18 protein-coding genes are annotated in these 21,226 nt (G+C 60.3%); 4 read left to right on the plus strand and 14 right to left on the minus strand.

All coding sequences use genetic code 11. The features are described 5' to 3' along the window. Nucleotides 1-189 precede the first annotated feature (189 nt). The 6 genes from QYH43_RS14640 to QYH43_RS14665 form a co-directional block, all read right to left on the minus strand. The gene (locus tag QYH43_RS14640; protein ID WP_095057131.1) at nt 190-411 is read right to left on the minus strand and encodes a hypothetical protein; all 222 of its coding nucleotides are present in this window, start codon (nt 409-411) and stop codon (nt 190-192) included. A gap of 116 nt (nt 412-527) precedes the next feature. Next, the gene (locus tag QYH43_RS14645; RefSeq protein WP_301157264.1) at nt 528-1,892 is read right to left on the minus strand and encodes a heavy metal sensor histidine kinase; all 1,365 of its coding nucleotides are present in this window, start codon (nt 1,890-1,892) and stop codon (nt 528-530) included. Then, nucleotides 1,882-2,559: a heavy metal response regulator transcription factor gene (locus QYH43_RS14650; protein WP_033056445.1), complete on the minus strand. Its 678-nt coding sequence runs from the start codon at nt 2,557-2,559 to the stop codon at nt 1,882-1,884. The genes QYH43_RS14645 and QYH43_RS14650 overlap by 11 nt, the downstream gene beginning before the upstream one ends. A gap of 8 nt (nt 2,560-2,567) precedes the next feature. Then, nucleotides 2,568-5,669 carry a multidrug efflux RND transporter permease subunit gene (locus QYH43_RS14655; protein ID WP_301157265.1) on the minus strand — a complete coding sequence of 1,034 codons (3,102 nt, stop codon included), beginning with the start codon at nt 5,667-5,669 and terminating at the stop codon, nt 2,568-2,570. Further along, nucleotides 5,666-6,826 carry an efflux RND transporter periplasmic adaptor subunit gene (locus QYH43_RS14660; RefSeq protein WP_301157266.1) on the minus strand — a complete coding sequence of 387 codons (1,161 nt, stop codon included), beginning with the start codon at nt 6,824-6,826 and terminating at the stop codon, nt 5,666-5,668. Before QYH43_RS14660 ends, QYH43_RS14655 begins: the two co-directional genes overlap by 4 nt. A gap of 307 nt (nt 6,827-7,133) precedes the next feature. Beyond that, nucleotides 7,134-8,102, minus strand: coding sequence for a LysR family transcriptional regulator (locus QYH43_RS14665; protein WP_301157267.1), 969 nt, complete (start codon nt 8,100-8,102; stop codon nt 7,134-7,136). Nucleotides 8,103-8,375: 273 nt separating this feature from the next. Here QYH43_RS14665 and QYH43_RS14670 point away from each other — a divergent pair, with 273 nt between their 5' ends. The 4 genes from QYH43_RS14670 (at nt 8,376) to QYH43_RS14685 (ending at nt 13,315) form a co-directional block, all read left to right on the plus strand. Further along, entirely contained in the window at nt 8,376-9,875 is a 1,500-nt protein-coding gene (locus tag QYH43_RS14670) for an efflux transporter outer membrane subunit (protein ID WP_301157268.1), read from the plus strand. Nucleotides 9,876-10,058: 183 nt separating this feature from the next. After that, entirely contained in the window at nt 10,059-12,251 is a 2,193-nt protein-coding gene (locus tag QYH43_RS14675; RefSeq protein ID WP_095056981.1) for an FUSC family protein, read from the plus strand. Beyond that, nucleotides 12,241-12,441, plus strand: coding sequence for a DUF1656 domain-containing protein (locus QYH43_RS14680; protein ID WP_007896379.1), 201 nt, complete (start codon nt 12,241-12,243; stop codon nt 12,439-12,441). The genes QYH43_RS14675 and QYH43_RS14680 overlap by 11 nt, the downstream gene beginning before the upstream one ends. 10 nt (nt 12,442-12,451) lie before the next feature. Further along, the gene (locus QYH43_RS14685) at nt 12,452-13,315 is read left to right on the plus strand and encodes an HlyD family secretion protein (RefSeq protein WP_095056982.1); all 864 of its coding nucleotides are present in this window, start codon (nt 12,452-12,454) and stop codon (nt 13,313-13,315) included. Nucleotides 13,316-13,361: 46 nt separating this feature from the next. On the opposite strand, the gene QYH43_RS14690 is transcribed toward QYH43_RS14685, so the two are convergent. From QYH43_RS14690 to QYH43_RS14725, 8 genes are all read right to left on the minus strand, one after another. Next, entirely contained in the window at nt 13,362-14,105 is a 744-nt protein-coding gene (locus QYH43_RS14690; protein ID WP_301157269.1) for a hypothetical protein, read from the minus strand. 47 nt (nt 14,106-14,152) lie between these two features. Further along, nucleotides 14,153-15,436: a hypothetical protein gene (locus QYH43_RS14695; protein ID WP_301157270.1), complete on the minus strand. Its 1,284-nt coding sequence runs from the start codon at nt 15,434-15,436 to the stop codon at nt 14,153-14,155. A gap of 188 nt (nt 15,437-15,624) precedes the next feature. Continuing rightward, nucleotides 15,625-16,032 carry a DUF4440 domain-containing protein gene (locus tag QYH43_RS14700; RefSeq protein ID WP_095056985.1) on the minus strand — a complete coding sequence of 136 codons (408 nt, stop codon included), beginning with the start codon at nt 16,030-16,032 and terminating at the stop codon, nt 15,625-15,627. A 121-nt stretch (nt 16,033-16,153) separates the two neighbouring features. After that, nucleotides 16,154-16,978: an SDR family oxidoreductase gene (locus QYH43_RS14705; RefSeq protein WP_301157271.1), complete on the minus strand. Its 825-nt coding sequence runs from the start codon at nt 16,976-16,978 to the stop codon at nt 16,154-16,156. Between the two features lie 33 nt (nt 16,979-17,011). Further along, nucleotides 17,012-17,476: a multidrug transporter gene (locus QYH43_RS14710; RefSeq protein ID WP_301157272.1), complete on the minus strand. Its 465-nt coding sequence runs from the start codon at nt 17,474-17,476 to the stop codon at nt 17,012-17,014. 290 nt (nt 17,477-17,766) lie between these two features. Continuing rightward, the gene (locus QYH43_RS14715; protein ID WP_095056988.1) at nt 17,767-19,218 is read right to left on the minus strand and encodes a mannose-1-phosphate guanylyltransferase/mannose-6-phosphate isomerase; all 1,452 of its coding nucleotides are present in this window, start codon (nt 19,216-19,218) and stop codon (nt 17,767-17,769) included. 149 nt (nt 19,219-19,367) lie between these two features. Continuing rightward, complete coding sequence (locus QYH43_RS14720) at nt 19,368-20,024, minus strand: alginate O-acetyltransferase AlgF (RefSeq protein ID WP_095056989.1); 657 nt, start codon at nt 20,022-20,024, stop codon at nt 19,368-19,370. 17 nt (nt 20,025-20,041) lie between these two features. Continuing rightward, nucleotides 20,042-21,217 (minus strand): alginate O-acetyltransferase, encoded by a 1,176-nt coding sequence (locus tag QYH43_RS14725; RefSeq protein WP_095056990.1) that lies wholly within the window; start codon nt 21,215-21,217, stop codon nt 20,042-20,044. Nucleotides 21,218-21,226: the final 9 nt, after the last annotated feature.

A 21,226-nucleotide genomic window follows, 5' to 3' on the forward strand; every position in this document is an offset into this window, starting at 1 on the left:
GAATGATTCGGCCTCGGTGCCAGGAGGGTTGATCCATTGCAAAGGGCGTGAGTGATCATCGTTACAGCCCATGCAATGAAACGGTGAAGCCAGCATAAAAAAAGCCGCTGACAGCAGCGGCTTGAAGACAACTTTTCAAAGGGAAGAGCCGATGGAAAGTGTCGAGGGAAACGGGAGCGCTGCGCGCAATCAGCTGTCTTTTTCGGTTTGCTGGGTTTGAATGCGCAACGCTTGTGCTGCCTGGGTGGCCTCAGGGGTTTTGGCTGTCATCTCGATTTGCTGTGCCTCGAAGGCGGCGGCGCGCGTGGCGTTTTGCGTGACGAACGTCTGCGACTCCTCCGCGAAGGCCAATGGCGACAGGAACAAAGAAGACAAAACAAAAGCGCTGGCAATACCCATACGGTTGGACATCGTTAAAACCTTCTTGCTTGGCAAGTGCTGTTTGGTGCGGGCAAAGATAAGGAGGTCGGAGGTTTTGAAAAAGAGCGGATTCATGAAAGGACTGTTACAGCAGAAGCAAAGATCGCTCAGACAGGCAGGTGAATGCCGAAGGTATTCATGCCCTGGTCGCTGCGCACAAACACATCGCCGCCATGCATCAGCGCAATCGCCTTGACGATGGCCAGTCCCAACCCATGGTTGTGGCCGCTGTTGCTGCGCGACGCATCGACCCGGTAGAAGCGTTCGAACAGGCGCGGCAGATGTTCACGGTCAATCGGCGATCCGGGGTTGGCCACGCCGATGCTGACTTGATGCTCACCCACCTCGATCCGCACTTGAATCACTTGCCCGGGCGCGGTGTGTTGCACCGCGTTGTTCAGCAGATTGATCAGCGCCCGACGCAGGTGAGCGATCTCGATCTGCACGTGCGCATCGCCACTGACCTCGACTTGAACCTGGGCATCTTCAAGGATGAAGTCCAGGTATTCCAAGGTCGTCGCCACTTCATCGGCCAGCGATGTAGCGGTCAGTTTGGTCGCCTTGCTGCCCTGATCGGCGCTGGCCAGGAACAGCATGTCGTTGATGATTGAACGCAGTCGTTCCAGTTCTTCGAGGTTCGATTGCAGCACTTCGAAATAGTGCTCGGCGGAGCGGCCGCGGGTCAGCGCGACCTGGGTTTGGCCAATCAGGTTGGTCAGCGGTGAGCGCAGCTCATGGGCCACGTCGGCATTGAAGGACTCGAGGCGCGAGTAGGCCTGTTCGACCCGTTCCAGCGTCGAGTTGAATGACTTGACGAACTGATCGAGTTCCGGCGGCAACGGCGACAGCCGCAAGCGCCCCGAGCGCAAGGGCGGTGCCAGGCGTTGGGCTTCCTGGGACAGTTTGATCAACGGCTGGAGCCCGATTCGCGCCACCCAGTAACCCAGCGCCGAGGCCATCAGCACGCCAATGATCGCCAGGCTGATCAGGGCAATCAGCAACTGGTGTTGCGTGTGGAAAAACGTCTCGGTGTCGATGCCGATCATGAAACGCAGCGGCGGGCGCTGATCCTTGGCCGGAAACTCGCTGACCAGCACTTTCAGCGGATATGGGTGATCGGGTAATTGCAGGTCGCGCATGCCCAGCGGTCCTTCGGCGAAGGCGCGGATCTGCGGTGTAGGGTTGCCATATTCGTAGTGCGGATCGCCGCTGGTGATCCAGAAACTGATGCGCTTGTCTTCTTCACCCAGCAGCTTGAGTTTGTTGTTGATCTTCACCCAATGCTCGGGTGTGCCGTAACGGCCGACGGTGGATTCGAGCACGCTGTAGCGCGCATCCAGCTCCGCCTCGGGCAGCAAACCCAGGCCTTTATCGACCTCTTGGTACAGCGCCCATCCGATCAACAGAAAGACCAAAAGCGCCACCAGCGTAAACATCCCGCTCAGGCGCAGCGCAATGCTGTTACTGGACACCACGGCTCTCCAACACATAACCCATGCCGCGAATGGTGTGCAGCAATTTCTCTTCGAACGGCCCGTCGAGCTTGGCCCGCAGGCGTTTGATCGCGACTTCGACGACGTTGGCGTCGCTGTCGAAATTGATGTCCCAGACCATTTCGGCGATGGCGGTTTTCGAGAGGATTTCACCCTGTCGACGGGCGAGCACGCTGAGCAGCGAAAACTCCTTGGCGGTCAGGTCCAGGCGGGTGCCGGCGCGGGTGGCCTTGCGGCTGATCAAATCTATCCACAGGTCGGCGATGCTAACTTGCACCGGTTCATGGCCGCCGCTGCGGCGGGTCAGCGCTTGCAGACGCGCCACCAGTTCAAGGAAGGAAAACGGTTTGCCGAGGTAATCATCGGCACCATCGCGCAGGCCCTTGATGCGGTCTTCGACGCGCTCGCGAGCGGTGAGCATGATCACCGGGGTTTGCTTGCGCGCACGCAGGGCACGCAGTACGCCGAAGCCGTCGAGGCCCGGCAGCATCACGTCGAGGACGATCACCGCGTAGTCGCTTTCCAGCGCCAGGTGCAGGCCTTCGACCCCGTCGCGGGCCAGGTCTACGGTGTAACCCTGTTCCGTCAGGCCGCGGTGCAGATAGTCCGCGGTTTTTTCTTCGTCTTCGATAATCAGAACGCGCATGACCCGCCTCAGTCTGTGGTCGCCAGCGCCGCAACCGGCGTTGGTTTAGGTCGATGGAATAGCCGCTCAAGCCACAAGTAGATGACCGGCGTGGTGAACAACGTCAGCGCCTGGCTTACCAGCAAGCCGCCGACCACCGCGATCCCCAGCGGTTGGCGCAACTCGGCGCCAGTGCCGTAACCGAGCATCAATGGCAGTGCGCCGAGGAGTGCGGCGAGGGTGGTCATGATGATCGGCCGGAAGCGAGTAATACAGGCCTTGAAGATCGCCTCTTCCGGCGACAAGCCGCCGTTGCGCTGCGCTTCGAGGGCGAAGTCGATCATCAGGATGCCGTTCTTCTTGACGATACCGATCAGCAGCACCAGCCCGATCAGGGCCATGATCGAAAAGTCCTGGCCGCAGATCCACAGCATGATCACCGCGCCCAGGCCTGCCGAGGGCAAGGTCGAAATGATCGTCAGCGGATGCACGAAGCTCTCATAGAGCACGCCCAGAATGATGTACACCGCCACCAGCGCCGCCAGGATCAGCCACGGCTGACTGGCCAGCGAACTCTGGAACGCCTGGGCCGCACCCTGGAAATTTCCGCTGATCGCCGCCGGCATGCCGATGTCGGCCTTGGCCTGGTTGAGCATGATCACCGCATCACCCAACGCCACGCCGGGCGCCAGGTTGAACGACAGGTTGGCGGCCGGGAACATGCCGTCGTGGGCGATGGACAACGGGCCGATGGTCGGAGCATCGAACTTGGCCAGGGCCGACAGCGGCACCATTTCTCCGCTCAGGGGCGAGCGCAGGTAGAAATAGTTGAGGCTTTCGGCCTTGCCGCGCTGTTTGGTGTCCAGCTCAAGAATCACGTTGTACTGGTTGACCTGTGTCTGGAACTCGTTGATCTGCCGCTGGCCGAACGCGTCATACAGCGCTTCGTCGACATCGCTGGCGGTCAGGCCGAAACGGGCAGCGGCACTGCGGTCGATGTTGATGTGGGTGATGCTGCCGCCCAGTTGCAGGTCGTTGGAAATGTCGCGGAATGCAGGGTTGCCGCGCAGTTTTTCCGTCAGGCGCTGGGTCCAGGTGCTGAGCGTCGCGCCGTCGTTGCTCTTGATCACGTATTGATACTGGGCGCGGCTCGGGCCAGAGCTGAGGTTGATGTCCTGGCCGGCGCGCAGGTACAGCACGATGCCCGGGACTTTCATCAGTTGCGGGCGAATCCGGTCGATGAATTCGCTGGCCGAGACATCACGGTCGCCGCGTTTTTTCAGGGCAATCCAGAAGCGGCCGTTGGCGATGGTCTGGTTACTGCCCGAGACACCGACCGAGTGGGAAAAGGCCTGCACAGCTGGATCGGCGGCGACGATTTCTGCCATCGCCAAGTGTTTTTTCACCATGTCGCCGTAGGAAATGTCGGCGGCAGCTTCGGTGGTGCCAAGGACGAAACCGGTGTCCTGGATCGGAAAGAAGCCTTTAGGGATGAAGATGTAACCGGCAACTGCCAGGCCCAACGAGAGGCCAAACACACCGATCATGAATTTCTGGTGAGCGAGTGCGCGGTGCAGGCCTTTTTCGTACCACGCCAGCAGGCGATCGCCGAAGCCCGGTTTGTCGTGGGCGTGATGCACCGGCGCACGCATGAACAACGCGGCCAGGGTCGGCGCCAACGTCAGGGACACCACCACCGAAATCAGGATGGTCGAGGTGGCGGTCAGGGCGAATTCCTTGAACAACCGACCGACCACGCCGCCCATGAACAGCAGCGGAATGAACGCCGCCACCAGCGAGAAGCTGATCGACACCACGGTGAAGCCGATCTCACCGGCGCCCTTGATCGCCGCCTCGCGCATGTCGTCTCCGGCCTCGAGATGGCGGTGGATGTTTTCCACCACCACGATCGCATCGTCGACCACAAACCCCACGGCCACCACGATCGCCACCAGCGTCAGGTTGTTCAGGCTGAAGCCCATCACATACATCAGCGCAAAACTGGCGATCAACGACACACCGAGCACCGCCGACACAATCAGCGTGGCCGACAGTTGACGCAGGAACAACGCCATCACCGCCACCACCAGCATCACAGCGATCAGCAAAGTGATTTCCACCTCATGCAGCGAGGCGCGAATGGTCTGGGTCCGGTCGATCAACACCTTGACCTGCACCGAGGCGGGCAACATCGCTTGCAGCGCCGGCAGCGCGGCCTGTATGCGGTCCACGGTCTCGACGATGTTGGCGCCCGGTTGGCGGAAGATCACCAGGTTGACGCCCGGTTGCGAGCCCGCCCACGCCTGCACGTAGGCATCCTCCGAACCGTTGACGACTTTGGCGACATCCTTGAGGTGAACCGGGGCGCCGTCCTTGTAGGAAACGATCAACTGGCTGTATTCGTCAGGGTGGAACAGTTGATCATTGGTCGAAAGCGTTGAAATACTCGACTCGCCGTACAGCGCACCTTTGGCCAGGTTGAGGCTGGTCTGCTGGATTGCCAGGCGAATGTCCGCGAGGGTCAGGCCGATGGCAGCGAGTTTGTCGGCGGACACCTGAACGCGAATTGCCGGACGTTGCTGACCGGTAATCGACACCTGTCCTACACCGTCGACCTGGCTGAGCTGACGGGACAGCAACGTTTCCGTCAGGTCGCTGAGTTCCGGGCCGGGCATCAGCGACGAGTTGACGGATAGGATCAGCACCGGGCTGTCGGCCGGGTTGACCTTGCGCCAGGTCGGCAGGTTCGGCATGTCCTTGGGCAACTTGCCGGAAGCGGTGTTGATCGCCGCCTGAACTTCCTGGGCGGCGGTGTCGATGCTTTTCTCGAGGGTGAATTGCAGGGTCAGGATGGTCGAGCCGAGCGCGCTGCTCGACGTCATCTGCGTCACTCCGGGGATGGCACTGAATTGCACTTCCAGGGGCGTGGCCACCGACGACGCCATGGTTTCCGGGCTGGCGCCGGGCAGTTGCGCCGCCACCTGGATGGTCGGGAATTCCGCTTCCGGCAGCGGTGCGATGGGCAGGCGCGGGAAGGCAATCGCGCCCAGCAGCACCAACGCAAAGGTCAGCAGGATGGTCGCGACGGGGTGATCGATGCACCACGCGGAAATCGAGCCATGACCTTTCATGGTGTCGGCTCCGATTGCACCACCTGCGGCGGATCGGTCAGCACCTGAACCACCGAGCCGGGCTTGAGACGCGACTGGCCATCGCTGACCAGTTGATCGCCGGCCTGCACGCCTTTGATGATGTTCAGGCCGCTGTCCTGATAGACCATTTGCACCGGGACGGTTTCGACTTTGTCGCCCTTGAGGCGGTAAACGAAATGTTGATCGAGGCCACGCTGTACGACGTTGGGCGGTACGACCAGCGCATCTTTATCCAGTGCTGTCTGAATTTTTACCGTCACCAGCAGGCCCGGCCAGAGTTTCTGCCCGGCGTTGTCGAACTCAGCCTTGGCGCGGATGGTGCCGGTGTTGGCGTTGATCTGGTTGTCGATCAGGGTCATATGACCTTCGCCCAACAGGTTGCCGGTTTCGCCATCGGTGTCGGCCCCGATGTAGGCCTTGACCTGCGCGCGCTGCGGGTCGCTGATCAGGCTTTGCAGGGTCGGCAGCATTTGTTGGGGCAGGGAGAATTCCACGGCGATCGGGTCGATCTGGGTCACCGTGAACAGGCCCTGGGTATCGCTCATGCGCAGGAAGTTGCCTTCATCCACGGTGCGAATGCCGACGCGACCGGTGACCGGGGAGCGAATTTGCGTGTAGGACAACTGCACCTGAGCGGCATCGATTGAAGCCTGATTGCCTTGGGCGGTGGCTTTGAGCTGGTTGACCAGGGCTTGTTGCTGGTCGTAGGTCTGCTTGGAAACACCGTCGTCGACGCTCAGCAGTTTGTAGCGCTGGAGGTTGACCAGTGCGACTTGCAGTTGTGCCTGGCTTTCACCGAGTTGTGCCCGGGCCTGGTCGAGGTTGGCGCGGATCGAGCGGTCGTCGATGGTGGCCAGCAGGTCGCCTTTCTTCACCAATTGGCCTTCCTTGACCATGATTCTGGTGAGGATGCCGTCGATTTGCGGGCGGACCACGACGCTGTGCAGGGACAGGACCGAGCCGATACCGCTGACAAAACGCGGCACGTCCTTTTCGGTGACGCTGACGATGCGTACGGGGATGGCGGTGGGGGTGGCGAGTTTGGTTTTTTCCGGTTTGGTGGCGTACCACAGGCCCAGCGCTGCCAGGAGGATCAGGAGGGCGACGAGCAGGGCGGGTTTTTGCTGGATTCGCATGCGAGTGGGGCGCCGGGGCTGGGTGGTCGGTACGAGGGTAAGGTAGTTTCCTTTATAAACCTGTTTGCTGGTCAGGAGGGTGACTGCTAACTGACGGCGCTGTCAGTTTGGCTTGGGCTTTGCGGCCTTATAGCCGAAGTTTTCTTCGGTAAAGGCAACTTATGGATTCGCAGCGATCCCTGTAGGCGCTGGCTTGCCAGCGAATGGGCTCGAAATCGATGCAATATTCAAGGTTGCCTTCGCCAGCAAGCCGGCTCCTACAGGAAATCAGGCCTCTCAGGATATTTGCAGGCGCTGGCTTGCCACATTAATTCGCCACCCGAACCCCACCCAGACTCCCGCTCAGTTCATACGCCGCCAATTCCGCCTGATGCGCCGCCAGCAACTCCGGCAGCGAGCCGCGCAAGTACTCGACCCAGGTCTTGATCTTCGCATCCAGATACTGCCGCGACGGGTAGATCGCATACAGGTTCAGTTCCTGCGAGCGGTACTGAGGCATCACGCGTACCAGTGTGCCGTCGCGCAAGCCGTCGATGGCGGCGTACAGCGGCAGCACGCCGACGCCCATGCCGCTGGTGATCGCGGTTTTCATGGCGTCGGCGGAGTTCACCAGGAAGGGCGAACTGTTGATGGTGACCATCTCCTGGCCTTCCGGGCCGTCGAAGGCCCATTTTTCCAGGGGGAGCACCGGGCTCACCAGGCGCAGGCAGGCGTGGTTGAGCAGGTCGCTGGGTTTCTGCGCGCAACCGTTGGCTTTGACGTAGGCCGGGGAGGCGCAAACGATGCTGTAGGTGATGCCCAGGCGCTGGGACACAAAACCCGAGTCCGGCAGTTCGCTGGCGAGGACGATGGACACGTCGTAACCCTCGTCGAGCAGGTCCGGCACGCGGTTGGCCATGGTCAGGTCGAAGGTCACGTCCGGGTGAGTCTTGCGATAGCGGGCAATGGCGTCGATCACGAAGTGCTGGCCGATGCCGGTCATGGTGTGCACTTTCAATTGCCCGGCCGGGCGCGCGTGGGCGTCGCTGGCTTCGGCCTCGGCTTCTTCGACGTAGGCGAGGATCTGCTCGCAGCGCAGCAGGTAGCGCTTGCCGGCTTCGGTCAACGCAATGCGGCGGGTCGTTCGGTTGAGCAGGCGGGTTTGCAGGTGGGCTTCCAGATTGGAGACCGCGCGCGAGACGTTGGCCGTGGTGGTGTCGAGTTGCACGGCGGCAGCGGTGAAGCTGCCGGCTTCGGCCACGTAACTGAAGGCGCGCATGTTTTGCAAAGTGTCCATGGGGTGCTCTCGAGTGCGATGGCAAATTGTGACACGAAGTTTCGGGGGCTGAGACCCCGACCAAGGGATTATCTCGTGAACGGTAACAAAGATTCACAGGAATCCCAGCTTATCGCCATCAAAGCCCACCCATAGAATTGCGCGGACTGTAGGAGCCGGCTTGCTGGCGATGGCATCGCTGCGGTCATCCAGATGCCGCGCGATGTCTGCATCGCCAGCAAGCCGGCTCCTACAAGATCTCGTTATCCCCCCTATTTTCAGGAAATCGCAGCAGTGCCGCGTCGCATCAGCAGAGCGCTTCAGCCGCTCAGTGTTTTGGCTTTAACCCTGGCAATCAGCGGCTGCATCGGAACCGGAGGTATTGCCCCGCAGGGCAAGGCGCTGGAGGTCAGTTCACTGGCCACCGACGACGCCATCCAGAGCGCCACTCAGGATGCACACTGGCCCACCGCACAATGGTGGCAGGCCTATGGCGACCCGCAACTGAACCGCTGGATCGAGCTTGCCCTTCAAGATAGCCCGACGTTGGCCATGGCCACCGCCCGCGTGCGTCAGGCCAGATCCATGGCCGGTGTCGCCGAGGCCGCCGAGTCGTTGCAGATCAATGGCGATTCCACCCTCAAGCGGCACAACTGGCCGACCGATCAGTTCTATGGCCCCGGCGACCTGGCCAACAGCACCACCTGGGACAACAACGCCGCGTTGGGCTTCAGTTACGCACTCGACCTGTGGGACCGCGAAAGCAATACCACCGAGCGCGCTGTCGACATGGCCCACATGACGGTGGCTGAGGCGCGACAGGCGCAGCTCGAATTGCAGAACAACATCGTGCGCGTCTACATCGAACTGTCGTTGCATTACGCGCAACGGGACATCGTTGAGGCGACCCTCAAACAGCAACAGCAAATCCTCGACCTCGCGCAGAAACGTTTGGACGGCGGTATCGGCACCCATTTCGAAGTCAGTCAGGCCGAAACGCCATTGCCGGAAACCCATCGCCAGATCGATGCGCTGGACGAAGAGATCGCCCTGAGCCGCAACCAACTCGCCGCCCTTGCCGGCAAGGGGCCGGGGGAGGGCGCAAAGGTGCAGCGTCCGACGCTGTCCTTGGGCGCGGCTCTGAAACTGCCGTCGTCATTGCCGGCGCAGTTGCTCGGCCAGCGCCCGGACGTGGTCGCCAGTCGCTGGCAAGTGGCGGCGCAGGCGCGGGGCATTGATGTCGCGCACGCGGGTTTCTACCCGAACGTCGATCTGGTCGGCAGTCTCGGGTACATGGCCACCGGCGGTGGTGCGCTGGAGTTCTTGACCGGCAAGAAACTCAACTACACGGTCGGCCCGGCCATTTCCTTGCCGATCTTCGACGGCGGGCGTTTGCGTGCAGAGCTGAGTGAAGCCTCGGCCGGGTATGACATCGCTGTGGCGCACTACAACCAGACCGTGGTCAACGCGCTGAAAAACATCTCCGACCAGTTGATCCGCCGCGAGTCCATGGACAAGCAGCAGGCCTTCGCCGCCGAGTCGGTGGCCACGGCGCAGAAGACCTATGACATCGCGATGATTGCCTATCAGCGTGGCCTCACCGATTACCTCAATGTGCTCAATTCCCAGACGTTGTTGTTCAAGCAGCAGCAAGTGCAGCAGCAGGTGCAGGCAGCGCGTTTGAGTGCTCATGCCGAACTGGTGACGGCGCTCGGCGGTGGCTTGGGCGCGGGCAACGATGTGCCGTCTGCCGAACAGACTCAAGTGCCGAAAATACCGGTTCTTCTTCGATGAACTTGATGTGTCAGGCACACCCAGAAATGTGGCGAGGGAGCTTGCTCCCGCTTGAGTGCGCAGCACTCACAAAGTGTTCAGGGGCTGGCGGAGTTTTGGGGCCGCTGCGCAGCCCAGCGCGAGCAAGCTCGCTCGCCACAGGATTTGCCTCATCCCAGACCTTTTTTAATTGAGCAGGATTTCATGACCCCCTTGCCCGCACCTTTGCGCTGGCTGTATTCCCTTGAATGGCGCCGGGGTTTCTTCGACTGGGCGCGCAGTGATGGCGTGACCTGGGTCTACATTTTCAAGGTCCTGATCGCGGCGTTCCTGACGCTGTGGCTGGCGATGCGTCTGGAATTGCCGCAGCCGCGTACCGCGATGATCACCGTGTTCATCGTTATGCAGCCGCAAAGCGGTCAGGTGTTCGCCAAGAGTTTCTACCGTTTTCTTGGCACCTTGGCCGGCTCGACGGTGATGGTCGCGCTGATTGCCTTGTTTGCGCAGAACACCGAATTGTTCCTCGGCTCGCTGGCGATCTGGGTCGGCATTTGTTCGGCCGGTGCCGCGCGTTACCGTAACTTTCGCGCTTACGGTTTTGTACTTGCCGGCTACACCGCTGCGATGGTCGGATTGCCCGCGCTCGCGCATCCCGACGGCGCGTTCATGGCGGCGGTGTGGCGGGTGCTGGAAATCTCCCTGGGGATTCTCTGCGCGACCCTGGTCAGCGCCGCGATCCTGCCGCAAACCGCCAGCGCCGCGATGCACAACGCCTTGTATCAGCGCTTCGGCGTGTTTGCCCTGTTCGTCACCGACGGCTTGCGCGGACGCAGTCAACGGGATGCGTTCGAGGCGGGCAACGTGCGTTTCATCGCCGAAGCGGTGGGCCTGGAAGGTTTGCGCAGTGTCACCGTGTTTGAAGACCCGCACATGCGTCGGCGCAACGGTCGGCTCAGTCGCTTGAACAGCGAGTTCATGGGCATCACCACGCGTTTCAACGCTTTGCATCAATTGCTCGAACGCCTGCGCAACAGCGCGGCGGATCAGGTCGTGGCGGCGATCAAACCGGGTTTGCAGGACCTGGCCGAAGTGCTCGACGGCTACAGTGGTCGTTCCCTGACCAGCGCCGATGCGGCGCGCCTGGTCACGGCTTTGACCGTTTACAAGGAAGGCCTGCCGGCGCGAGTGCGCAGCCTGCGGGCGACGTTCCAGGAGAGCGAGCCGAGCGACGCCGAGCAACTGGATTTCCACACCGCGTACGAGTTGCTTTATCGCTTCGTCGACGACCTGCACAGTTATGCACAGACCCACGCGTCCCTCGCCGATCACAGCCATGCGCGGGAGCAATGGGACGAGCCGTTCACCCCGCAAACCAACTGGATGGCCGCGGCCGCATCGGGGATTCGCGCGGCGTTCATTCTGGTGGTGCTGGGCAGCTATTGGGTCGCCACCGCGTGGCCGAGCGGCGCAACCATGACCCTGATCGCCGCCGCCACCGTGGGCCTGTCGGCCGCCACGCCGAACCCTAAACGCATGGCCTTCCAGATGGCGTGCGGTACGTTTCTCGGGGCGTTGATTGGTTTCGTCGAGATGTTTTTCATCTTTCCGTGGATCGACGGTTTTCCCCTGTTGTGCGTGATGCTGGCGCCGGTGATCGTGCTCGGATCGTTCCTGAGCTCACGCCCGCAATACGCCGGTGTCGGCCTCGGATTGCTGATCTTTTTCAGCACCGGCTCAGTGCCGGACAACCTCACCGTCTACAACCCGTACACCTTCATCAACGACTACATCGCCATGGTGCTCGGCATGCTGGTGTGCGCGGCGGCCGGGGCGATTATTTTACCGCCGAACAGTCGCTGGTTATGGCGTCGGCTGGAGCAGGATCTGCGGGGTCAGGTGGTGTACGCCATCAGCGGCAAACTCAAGGGGCTGGCGTCGAGTTTCGAAAGCCGCACCCGCGACCTTTTGCATCAGGCTTACGGCCTGGCCGCAGGGCAGCCGCACGTGCAGCGCGACCTGCTGCGCTGGATGTTCGTGGTGCTGGAAGTCGGCCACGCGATCATCGAGTTACGCAAAGAACAGGCGATTCTGCCGGTGCATCCGGCGTATGCCGAATCCCAGCCGTGGCGCCAGGCGATCCGGGTGATGGGGCGGGCGCTGGTGCGGTTGTTCCTGCAACCGGGCAGCAACAATCTGGAACGTGCACTGGTCGCGGTCGATCACGCGATCAGCCGTGTGCAGTCGACGGACGAACCCTTCGCCCCGCACTTCGACACCTCGGCGCTGCGTCGGGTGAAAAGCTATTTGCACTTCATCCGCACCTCGTTGCTGGACCCGCAATCACCACTCGCCGCCTACGCCATCGCCAAGCCTGAAGGACTTGAACATGCCTCGTGAAATCGCCTTCCACGGCGTCTACATGCCGACCATGACCCTGATGTTTTTCATCGCTGCAGCGTTGGCCTGGGCGCTCGACCGCTTCCTGTCCGGCTTCGATCTGTACCGCTTCTTCTGGCACCCGGCGCTGCTGCGCCTGAGTCTGTTTACCTGTCTGTTCGGCGCACTGGCGCTGACTGTCTACCGTTGAGAACGTCCCGATGAAAAAGCTTTTCAGCCTGCTCGCGACCTTGCTGGTACTAGCCCTGGCGCTGTGGATCGGCCGCTCCCTGTGGGAGCACTACATGAACACACCCTGGACCCGCGATGGTCGGGTACGCGCCGATATCATCAATGTCGCCGCCGACGTCACCGGCGAAGTGGTGAACGTGCCGGTGCGTGACAACCAGTTGGTGAAGAAGGGTGACCTGTTGATGCAGATCGATCCCGAGCACTATCGCCTGGCGGTCAAGCAGGCGCAGAGCCTGGTCGCCTCGCGCAAGGCCACGTGGGAGATGCGCAAGGTCAACGCCCATCGCCGCGCCGATCTGGACAACCTGGTGATCTCTCGGGAAAACCGCGACGACGCCAGCAACATCGCCGACTCGGCACTGGCCGATTACCAGCACGCCCAGGCACAACTGGAAGCCGCCGAACTCAATCTCAAACGCACCGAAGTGCGCGCGGCGGTGGACGGTTACGTGACCAACCTCAACGTCCATCGCGGTGATTACGCGCGCATTGGCGAAGCGAAAATGGCCGTGGTCGACATGAACTCGTTCTGGGTCTACGGCTTCTTCGAAGAAACCAAGCTGCCCCACGTGCGCGTCGGTGACAAAGCCGACATGCAACTGATGAGCGGCGAAGTGCTCAAGGGCCATGTGGAAAGTATTTCGCGCGGCATCTACGACCGCGACAACCCGGAGAGCCGTGAGCTGATTGCGGATGTGAACCCGACCTTTAACTGGGTGCGTCTGGCACAGCGGGTGCCGGTGCGGATACACATCGATGAAGTGCCGGAGGGTGTGCTGTTGGCAGCGGGGATTACGTGTACGGTGGTGGTGAAGTCAGAAGTTGAGCGGTAAGCGACACCTCTATCCTGCTGGATAGAGGTGTTTTTGGGGGGGGCTTTCAACGTGGATTGGCCACGAGATTAGGCAGGCTGCGAAGTGCAGGGTCTTGCTCCGTTGCCAGCGGATAGAGCACTTGAATGGATACCGTCAAATCGTTGCCCGGCTCCAGCAGGTACTGGTCGCTTGCAGGCGTGTTTAATTCAATCACACCCTCTGAACCGTCATGCGCCGTCTCCAGCCAGTTTTTGGCATGAATTTTCGTACCTGGCGGCAAGCCAGCGCTGGAAAATCCCCATTGGGTGCAGGCGCGGTCAACAGCGCGCAGGATGACGTCATAGCTGTAAATCCAGCCCTGGGTAACCTCGTCCTGCCATGCACCGTTGAACACCTGGCGGGTTTGAATATTCAGCGCTTCGATGTGCCTGACCAGGACAGGGCAGTAGAGACTTTCCTGGTAGGTGGGTTGGTAGTAAACAATCCCGCACAACTCGGCGACAGATGATTCTTGCAGGTTTTTATCAGACCGCAGTGTCAGCGTACGTCGAGCATTCCACCCCTGTGTCTGCACATCCGTAATCGTGATAGTGGAATACCTGAAGTGTTCGTTTACAACTAATTGCGCGCCATTAATCGGCATGGAGGCGTGCAGCAGTGTCACATCCTTTGAAACCCTGAACTGCAAACGCGAACCCACAGGCGGCGGAGCACCATCGGTTTCAAGGGTGAAGCCGAATGTCGCCGGCACCCCTTTTTTGATCTCGTTTACAAAATTATCCATTTTGATATTCAGCAGTTTGGTCATCTCAAAATCCTTTTGAAAAGCATGACATTGTGCGGGGAGTGGGCCGGTCAGTCGCTAGCCTGTTCAGGGTGCAGATAACCGTAAACATGACCCAGAGCGCCACCCAGTCCAAGTGTGTTGCCGGCCAACAGAATCCGGCCATTGGCCTGGATTTGCAGTTGAGCCGGCGTGGTGACTAATGCCGTATCTTCCTGGATGCAGCCATGTTCACCAAAACTTCGGTCAATCAAACCGTTGGCCTGATAACGCGCCGTGTATAGGCGTCGGGCTCCGCCGGCAGTGACGATCTTTCCATCCGACTGCTGATGGCCGCAGACCCATTCGTTACCATGCTCGGCATCGAATTGCGTCAGGACCGGTCGACCACCATTGAACGACGGGTGTGGGTTGCCGGTGGAGTCCAGACCTGCCAGCAGACCCCAGTTTCGGACGGCGGTGCTGGCCTGGCCAATGCCAACAACCTTGCCCCCGCCTGTAGCGACCAGATCATGAATAGCCACGCTGCCATTGGGAATGTTCAGTGTGGAAAAACCGGGCATTTCCTCACCGCCAAAGTCGAGATCGAGTTCGCCGTTTTGCAAGTAACGCGCTACATATCCGAGCGTCTCTGGGACGGCATTGACAGCGCTGCCCGCGACCAGAACTTTGCCGTCGATTTGCGCGAGTAGTGCATGAACTGAAGTGGCGCTGAAGGCCGTGTGTCTTATTTCGAGCTTGCCGGTTTTATTGAAGGTTTTGTCCAGGTTGCCATGGGTGTCAATGCGAACTACCAGCCCCGTGGAAGTGTCGCCGTTTCGGTAAGTTGCGCCGATGATGATCTTTCCGCATTCGTGTAGTTGCAGCGTGCTGCTGTCATTGACAAGTTCGCCGAGGGTGCTGTTGTCAATAATGACGCAGCCTTGTCGGCCAAAACTTTCATCAACCGCACCTTCTTTTTCGAAGCGGCAGATCACGAGCCGTTTCGGGCTGTTGCTGTCTGCTTTTCGCGACCAGCCCAGCATCAGAATGCGCCCGTCCGGCTGTACGGCAAGCCTGCCGCCCGCCGAGTCGTAGCCACCAGCGAAGTTGCCATGAACCAGGCCGTTGTCGGCGAATGCAGTGTCGACACTGCCATCCGGATTGAAGCGTGCCAGACCGTACAGTCCTTTAAGATCACGGGCGAGCCAGGCACCCACAAGTAGTTTGTCGTTGGCCAGTACCTGTATACCTTTCACATGCCTGTCGAGATCAAGTGCGTGCTTCAGATTGAATAACGTAATGACGCCGTCCTCACCAAAGTTTGGATCGCGTGCAGCAGGGGTGGAAAAAGAGTGTTGATCAATAATGTCCATATTATTGCCTTTAGTTTATTTTTCAGTGGATTTAAGTTGAGTTTTTTATTTGAAGTCTCAAGCCCGTTAATTGACGGGCTGTTAACAAGTTATAAGTCAGGGGGGCGTTTGGCGAGAGGGGCGGCGGCAATGTGTGTTTGAGTTTGTTTCTGCTGTGCTGTAGCGACGTCACGTACAAAAGTAACGGGTCAAGCTTTGTAAAACGTCTCCTGCAAATGCAGCCAGATCACCCGGCCATCGGCGTGCTTCTCGAACACAACCGTGGAGCGACGATCCGAGTGCTGCCCGGTCGCATCGGTCTGTTGCTCGCGATAACTCACGGTTGCGCCACCGTCGTGCAGCGCAATGCCACGCAGTTCGCTGAGTTCGATGCGGAACCCGAGTTTCTTGCCGCCCGCGAGCGAGAACAGTTCGCTCAGCGCATCAAAGTCGAGTACCCGGCCCAAGGGCGAGACCATGGAGAACCGAGGCGAAAAGCGCGACAGCAGATTGTCGAGTTCGGACGGGTCGCGTTCTTCGGCCAGCCATTGTTCGATGGCGACGTGGGCCTGGATGACTTCGTCGAAGTAGTTGGTGTAGTCGGTGTAGTCGGTCATTGTGCTGTTTCCTGAATTTTTGGCGGCGTTTGTTCTGACGACATCGCGAGCAGGCTCGCTCCTACAGGGAAACGCATTTCAATGTAGGAGCGAGCCTGCTCGCGATGGGGTCGACACGGTTTCAGAGCTGCCCACGCAACCCGAACCGCTTCATCAACCCGGATTCCAGCAAACCTTTGGGCACCAACCCCGCCAGCAACGGCAACGCCCGGCTGCCATTACCCAGGCGAATCAGTCGCGGTGGCTTGTCCTGCTGCACTGCCTTGAGCAAGCCGGCAGCAAACTCGCTGGCCGGGGTCGGGTTGTCCTGCGAGGCTTTGGCTCGGGCGCGAATGCCTTCACGCAGCGGAAACCACGGCGATTGTTCGCTGATCAGTTGTTCGGCTTCATGGCCGGCGTTCTTGGCGAAACTGGAGGCGATGGCGCCCGGCTGGACTTCCATGACCCGTATACCAAACGGCGCCAATTCCATGCGCAAGGCATCGCTCAAGGCATGCACGGCGGCTTTCGACGCGCAGTAGGCGCCGGCGAAAGGTGTGACCAGAATGCCCGACACGCTGCCGATGTTGACCACGATCCCTTTGGTCCGGCGCAGCACAGGAAACATCGCGCGAGTCACGCCGACGATAGAGAACACGTTGGTTTCAAACTGACGCTGCATCGCCGGTACGCCGCCATCGAGCAACGGCCCCATCGCGCCATACCCGGCGTTGTTGATCAGCACATCGAGCCCACCGCGCTCGTGGTTGATACGTTTGCTCAGCGCTTCGAGTGCCACGCCATCGTTAACGTCCAATCGCACGGCCGTGAATCCGGCAGCGTTCAGCGCGGCAACATCTTCAGTCCTGCGCGCACTGGCCCAGACCTCGTAGCCGGCAGCCTTGAACACATCCGCGAGGGCACGGCCGATGCCGCTGGAACAACCGGTAATCAACGCAACGGGCATGGCGCATTCCTTGTGCAAAAAAAGGGGGAGGGATCAATCGGAAAAACTACCCTGCAAACGCTCGGCGCGAAACTCCAGGGTTTCCGGACGGTAGCCGGGGCGCAGCGGTGGCATGGGCAGGCAGTCTTCCCAACGGCCACCGGCCTGTAATTCGCCGGGACCGCGATAGCGTGGGGCAGTGTATTGATTGTCGGCCAGATTGACCGTGTCACCGGGTGCATAAGCCGCGACTCGCCAGCGCAATTCGGTCAACGGCACGTCGTTGCCATTGTTCATGGTCAATTGCAGCGGACGGTCGGGAGGGCAGTGCTGCGGCGTATAACTGATGCGCAGCTCCAGGCGTTGCAGTTGCTTGAGCTCGCGGTGGTCCATCCAGATGACCCAAGTGGCGACGATGCCGAGCCCCACAGCAGCGGCAACCGAGACGGGCAAGGCTTTGGCTGGGTAGCGCAGTAGCAGGATCAGCCAGGTAATGACCAGCAGGATGCCGATAAACATGACGCGCCAACCTCGGGAGTAGAGGAGACCATCCTACCTAAGCGCAGGTGGGGTTGGCGATGGGCTGATTGTTATGGTGTCTGTGCCGGCCTAATCGCTGGCAAGCCAGCTCCCAGAGTGTTTGCGGGTGTTCACAAGATAGGTGTTCACCGCTGAAACCTGTGGGAGCTGGCTTGCCAGCGATGGGGTCGGTGGAGGCAATACAAAAATCTGAAAAAAAAGCCCCCACCCAAACTACTGCGGATAGGGGACGCAGTGGCCTGGATGGGGGCTTCTTTTTAACTGCAGGTTTACTGCGCGATGGTTTTCACCGACACGCCACGCTCGATTGGCGTCGAGCGACCATAGATATCCTCAAACCGCTCGATATCGTCTTCGCCCAGGTAGCTGCCCGACTGCACTTCAATAATCTCCAGCGGGATTTTGCCCGGGTTACGCAGGCGGTGCACCGAAGCGATCGGAATGTAGGTCGACTGGTTCTCGGTGAGCAGGAACACGTTCTCATCGCAGGTCACTTCAGCCGTGCCGCTGACCACGATCCAGTGTTCGGCGCGGTGGTGGTGCATCTGCAGCGACAGGCACGCGCCCGGTTTGACCGAGATGTGCTTGACCTGGAAACGGCCGCCCATGTCCACCGAGTCGTAGGAGCCCCACGGACGATAGACCTCACAATGGTTCTGGGTTTCAGTGCGGCCCAGTTCGTTGAGGGTGTTGACCATCTGTTTCACGCCTTGGACCTTGTCCTTGTGGGCGATCATCATGGCGTCCTTGGTTTCGACCACGACGATGTTTTCCAGGCCGATCACCGACACCAGTTTGCCGTTGCCGTGGATCATGCAGTTTTTGCTGTCCTGGATCACCACGTCGCCTTTGGTGACGTTGCCGTTGGCGTCTTTGGCATTCACTTCCCACAGCGACGACCAGCAACCGACATCGCTCCAGCCAGCGGTCAATGGAACGACGCAGGCGCGTTGGGTTTTTTCCATCACCGAGTAGTCGATGGAGTTGTCCGGGCAGCAGGCGAAGGTGGCTTCGTCGAAGGTGATGGTGTCGGCATCCTGATGGCTGCGCTCGAGGGTCAGCAGGCAGGTGTCGTAGATGTCCGGATCGTGTTTTTTCAGCTCTTCGAGGAAGCGGCTGGCGCGGAACAGGAACATGCCGCTGTTCCAGAAGTAACCGCCGGATTGCACGTACTCGGTGGCACGTTTCACGTCGGGTTTTTCGACGAAGTGCGAAACACGGCTGATGCCTTCAGGCAGCAGCGAATCGTTGGTCGACTTGATGTAGCCGTAACCGGTTTCCGGTTTGGTGGCCGGTACGCCGAACAGCACCATTTCGCCGTTTTCGGCTGCGACGGTGGCCAGGGCCAGGGCGCGTTGCAGGGCTTTCTGGTCTTCGAGCACGTGGTCGGCCGGCAGCACCAGCATCAGCTCGTCGCGACCTTCATTGACCAGCATCATCGCAGTCAGGGCCACGGCCGGCGCGGTGTTGCGGCCGAACGGTTCCATCAGGATGCGCTGGGTTTCGAGTTTGCGCGCGGCCAACTGCTCGTTGACGATGAAACGGTGGTCCTTGTTGCAGACCACGATTGGCGTGTCCATGCCGTCGAACACCAGGCGTTCCAGGGTTTGCTGGAACAAAGTGTGCTCGCCGGTCAGGGCCAGGAATTGTTTAGGGAACTGCTTACGCGAAAGCGGCCAAAGACGCGAACCGCTACCACCTGACAAGATCACCGGAATCATGTTGTTACTCCTTGCAAATCGTTTGGTTAGGCCTTTGTGGGAGCTAGCCTGCTAGCGATGGCGCCACCTCGGTACATCGGAAAAACCGAGTGGCCTGCATCGCCGGCAGGCCGGCTCCCACAGAGAGCCGGGTCAATTCTGAAAATGTGTTAGCGCGTCGAGACCGGGCGTTTTACCCAGACTGGCGACAGGCTGCTGCCGTTACCGGTGACGTACAGCACTGCCGCTTCACCGCGTTCCAGGGCGACGGGTTTCACGTCGCCGACTTTCGTTGCGCCATCGTATAGCGCCAGGCTGACTTTGACCGGGTTGATTTCACGCTCGCCACGGCCCTTGGGCGCAACGTTCGGTACCACGTCGGTCTTGCCGTCGGCGGTTTTCAGGGTCAGCGCCTTGTCGCTGAGGTTTTGCACGCGCACCAGGGATTTCTGCTTGTTCTTGAACGGCGGCTCTTCAATCAGTTGCGGCGCGCCGCTGGCGTTGTTGACCAGGGTGTAATAGTGATCGCCGGCCAGTTTCACCGGCAGGGTCTGGCTGCCGACCTTGGCGCTGTAGTCGCCGCCCGGCATGAAGCTGAAGTCACTGCTGGCCAACGGCGCGACATCGCTCAGGTTGGTGCTGCCGACGGTGGCGCTGACTTCGGCGTTACTGGCGTTGAAGATACGCACGAAGGACGAGCCTTTCGGGGCGGTCGGGCCGTAGAGCGCGGAGTCGCCAGCGGCGAAGGCCTGCATCGAAAGCACACTCATACCAGCAACCAGTGCAAAGGTCTTGGCGAGACGACGAGGAGTAGTCTTGAAAGTCATGGTAGTACCTCTCTCTTTCAGTTTTGCGCCCGGTCGGGCGTCTCGGATTTAGTGTTGATGGCTACGTTTTGTTGGCGAGCGCCGGCTTGTTTAAGCTCTGCGACCCACTGCGGGTCGGCGTCGCCGATTTCGTTGTTCACAGGCAGATATCGTTCAGGGAACTCCCAGATCAGCACTTGTGGCGGGCTGTTCTTGAAAGCGTCGCTTTTGAGGTAGCTGAGCATCGGCAGAATCGGGCCGTGGCCGTCTTCGGCGTAATTGACCACGTCGCTGTTCAGCGCTTGTTTGAGCGCACCGACGAAGTTCCAGTTGGGGTTGGCGCTGTAGCTGGTGCCGATCAGGGCCACCGGCACTTCGGTGTTGGCGAACAGCGCGTCGTCGCCGGCGGGCTGATCTTCAGCCGCGACCGTATTGCGCTTCTGCAAGGGCTCTTGCTTGGGCATCAGGTTTTCGAACAGCGGGTCCAATGGCAGGAACAGACGCAGGTCGCCCTTGTGCGTGATGGTTTCGGCAGGCTCGGTGACGAAGCGCTGCGGTTCGCCGCTCAACGGGTACGTGTCGGCAATGGTCTTGGCCAAACGGTTGGCGGCGATCTCGGCGCCTTGCGGCGTCCAGTGCGTGTCGGTGCGCAGGAACACTTGCTGGCCGTTCTGCTTGGCTTGTTGCAGCGGGCCGAGCAAGTCCGGTGCCGGAATCCGGTCAGCGGCCAGGCGCTGGTGGAAATCCGTGTAGAGGTTGGCGTGGATGCTGGCCGGTTTCACTTCACCCAGGTGTTCCGGGTACAGGCGCACCTTGGCCGGCACCACCGCCATCACCAGTTGCACGCCTTTGGCTTTCAGCGTTTGGCGCACGCCTTCGACCAGCGCGTAGTTGCCTTGCAGGTTCAGCTCTTCGTTGACCACCGGGTGGAATTCTTCATCGCTGTACAACCACTGATCGCGACCGAGCACGACGCCCGGACGACCTTCGTTGAACAGTTTGAAATCCAGCGCGGCCCAGAGGTTGGTGCCCAGGCGTTTGATCGGGAATTCGTCGTCGTAGTGGGTTTCCACGGCCTTGGTCCAGCGGCCGTTGAGCACCGTCGCATCGGCGTTGGTGCTGAAACCCATGAAGCTGCGAACCGACCACACGCCCAGGGCGAGCAGCGTCACCATGAACAGGGCGATGTAGAAGATGCGTAATGAGCGGGTCATGGTCAGATC

This window comes from Pseudomonas sp. C32 (genome assembly GCF_030417915.1).
Taxonomy (GTDB): Bacteria; Pseudomonadota; Gammaproteobacteria; order Pseudomonadales; family Pseudomonadaceae; genus Aquipseudomonas.

Coding starts and splice junctions, on each gene's coding strand:
- QYH43_RS14685 (WP_095056982.1), top strand. CDS start 12,452: ATGAAAAAGCTTTTCAGCCTGCTCGCGACCTTGCTGGTACTAGCCCTG.
- QYH43_RS14710 (WP_301157272.1), bottom strand. CDS start 17,476: ATGTTTATCGGCATCCTGCTGGTCATTACCTGGCTGATCCTGCTACTG.
- QYH43_RS14700 (WP_095056985.1), bottom strand. CDS start 16,032: ATGACCGACTACACCGACTACACCAACTACTTCGACGAAGTCATCCAG.
- QYH43_RS14655 (WP_301157265.1), bottom strand. CDS start 5,669: ATGAAAGGTCATGGCTCGATTTCCGCGTGGTGCATCGATCACCCCGTC.
- QYH43_RS14660 (WP_301157266.1), bottom strand. CDS start 6,826: ATGCGAATCCAGCAAAAACCCGCCCTGCTCGTCGCCCTCCTGATCCTC.
- QYH43_RS14715 (WP_095056988.1), bottom strand. CDS start 19,218: ATGATTCCGGTGATCTTGTCAGGTGGTAGCGGTTCGCGTCTTTGGCCG.
- QYH43_RS14690 (WP_301157269.1), bottom strand. CDS start 14,105: ATGACCAAACTGCTGAATATCAAAATGGATAATTTTGTAAACGAGATC.
- QYH43_RS14725 (WP_095056990.1), bottom strand. CDS start 21,217: ATGACCCGCTCATTACGCATCTTCTACATCGCCCTGTTCATGGTGACG.
- QYH43_RS14665 (WP_301157267.1), bottom strand. CDS start 8,102: ATGGACACTTTGCAAAACATGCGCGCCTTCAGTTACGTGGCCGAAGCC.
- QYH43_RS14640 (WP_095057131.1), bottom strand. CDS start 411: ATGTCCAACCGTATGGGTATTGCCAGCGCTTTTGTTTTGTCTTCTTTG.
- QYH43_RS14695 (WP_301157270.1), bottom strand. CDS start 15,436: ATGGACATTATTGATCAACACTCTTTTTCCACCCCTGCTGCACGCGAT.
- QYH43_RS14650 (WP_033056445.1), bottom strand. CDS start 2,559: ATGCGCGTTCTGATTATCGAAGACGAAGAAAAAACCGCGGACTATCTG.
- QYH43_RS14675 (WP_095056981.1), top strand. CDS start 10,059: ATGACCCCCTTGCCCGCACCTTTGCGCTGGCTGTATTCCCTTGAATGG.
- QYH43_RS14680 (WP_007896379.1), top strand. CDS start 12,241: ATGCCTCGTGAAATCGCCTTCCACGGCGTCTACATGCCGACCATGACC.
- QYH43_RS14705 (WP_301157271.1), bottom strand. CDS start 16,978: ATGCCCGTTGCGTTGATTACCGGTTGTTCCAGCGGCATCGGCCGTGCC.
- QYH43_RS14720 (WP_095056989.1), bottom strand. CDS start 20,024: ATGACTTTCAAGACTACTCCTCGTCGTCTCGCCAAGACCTTTGCACTG.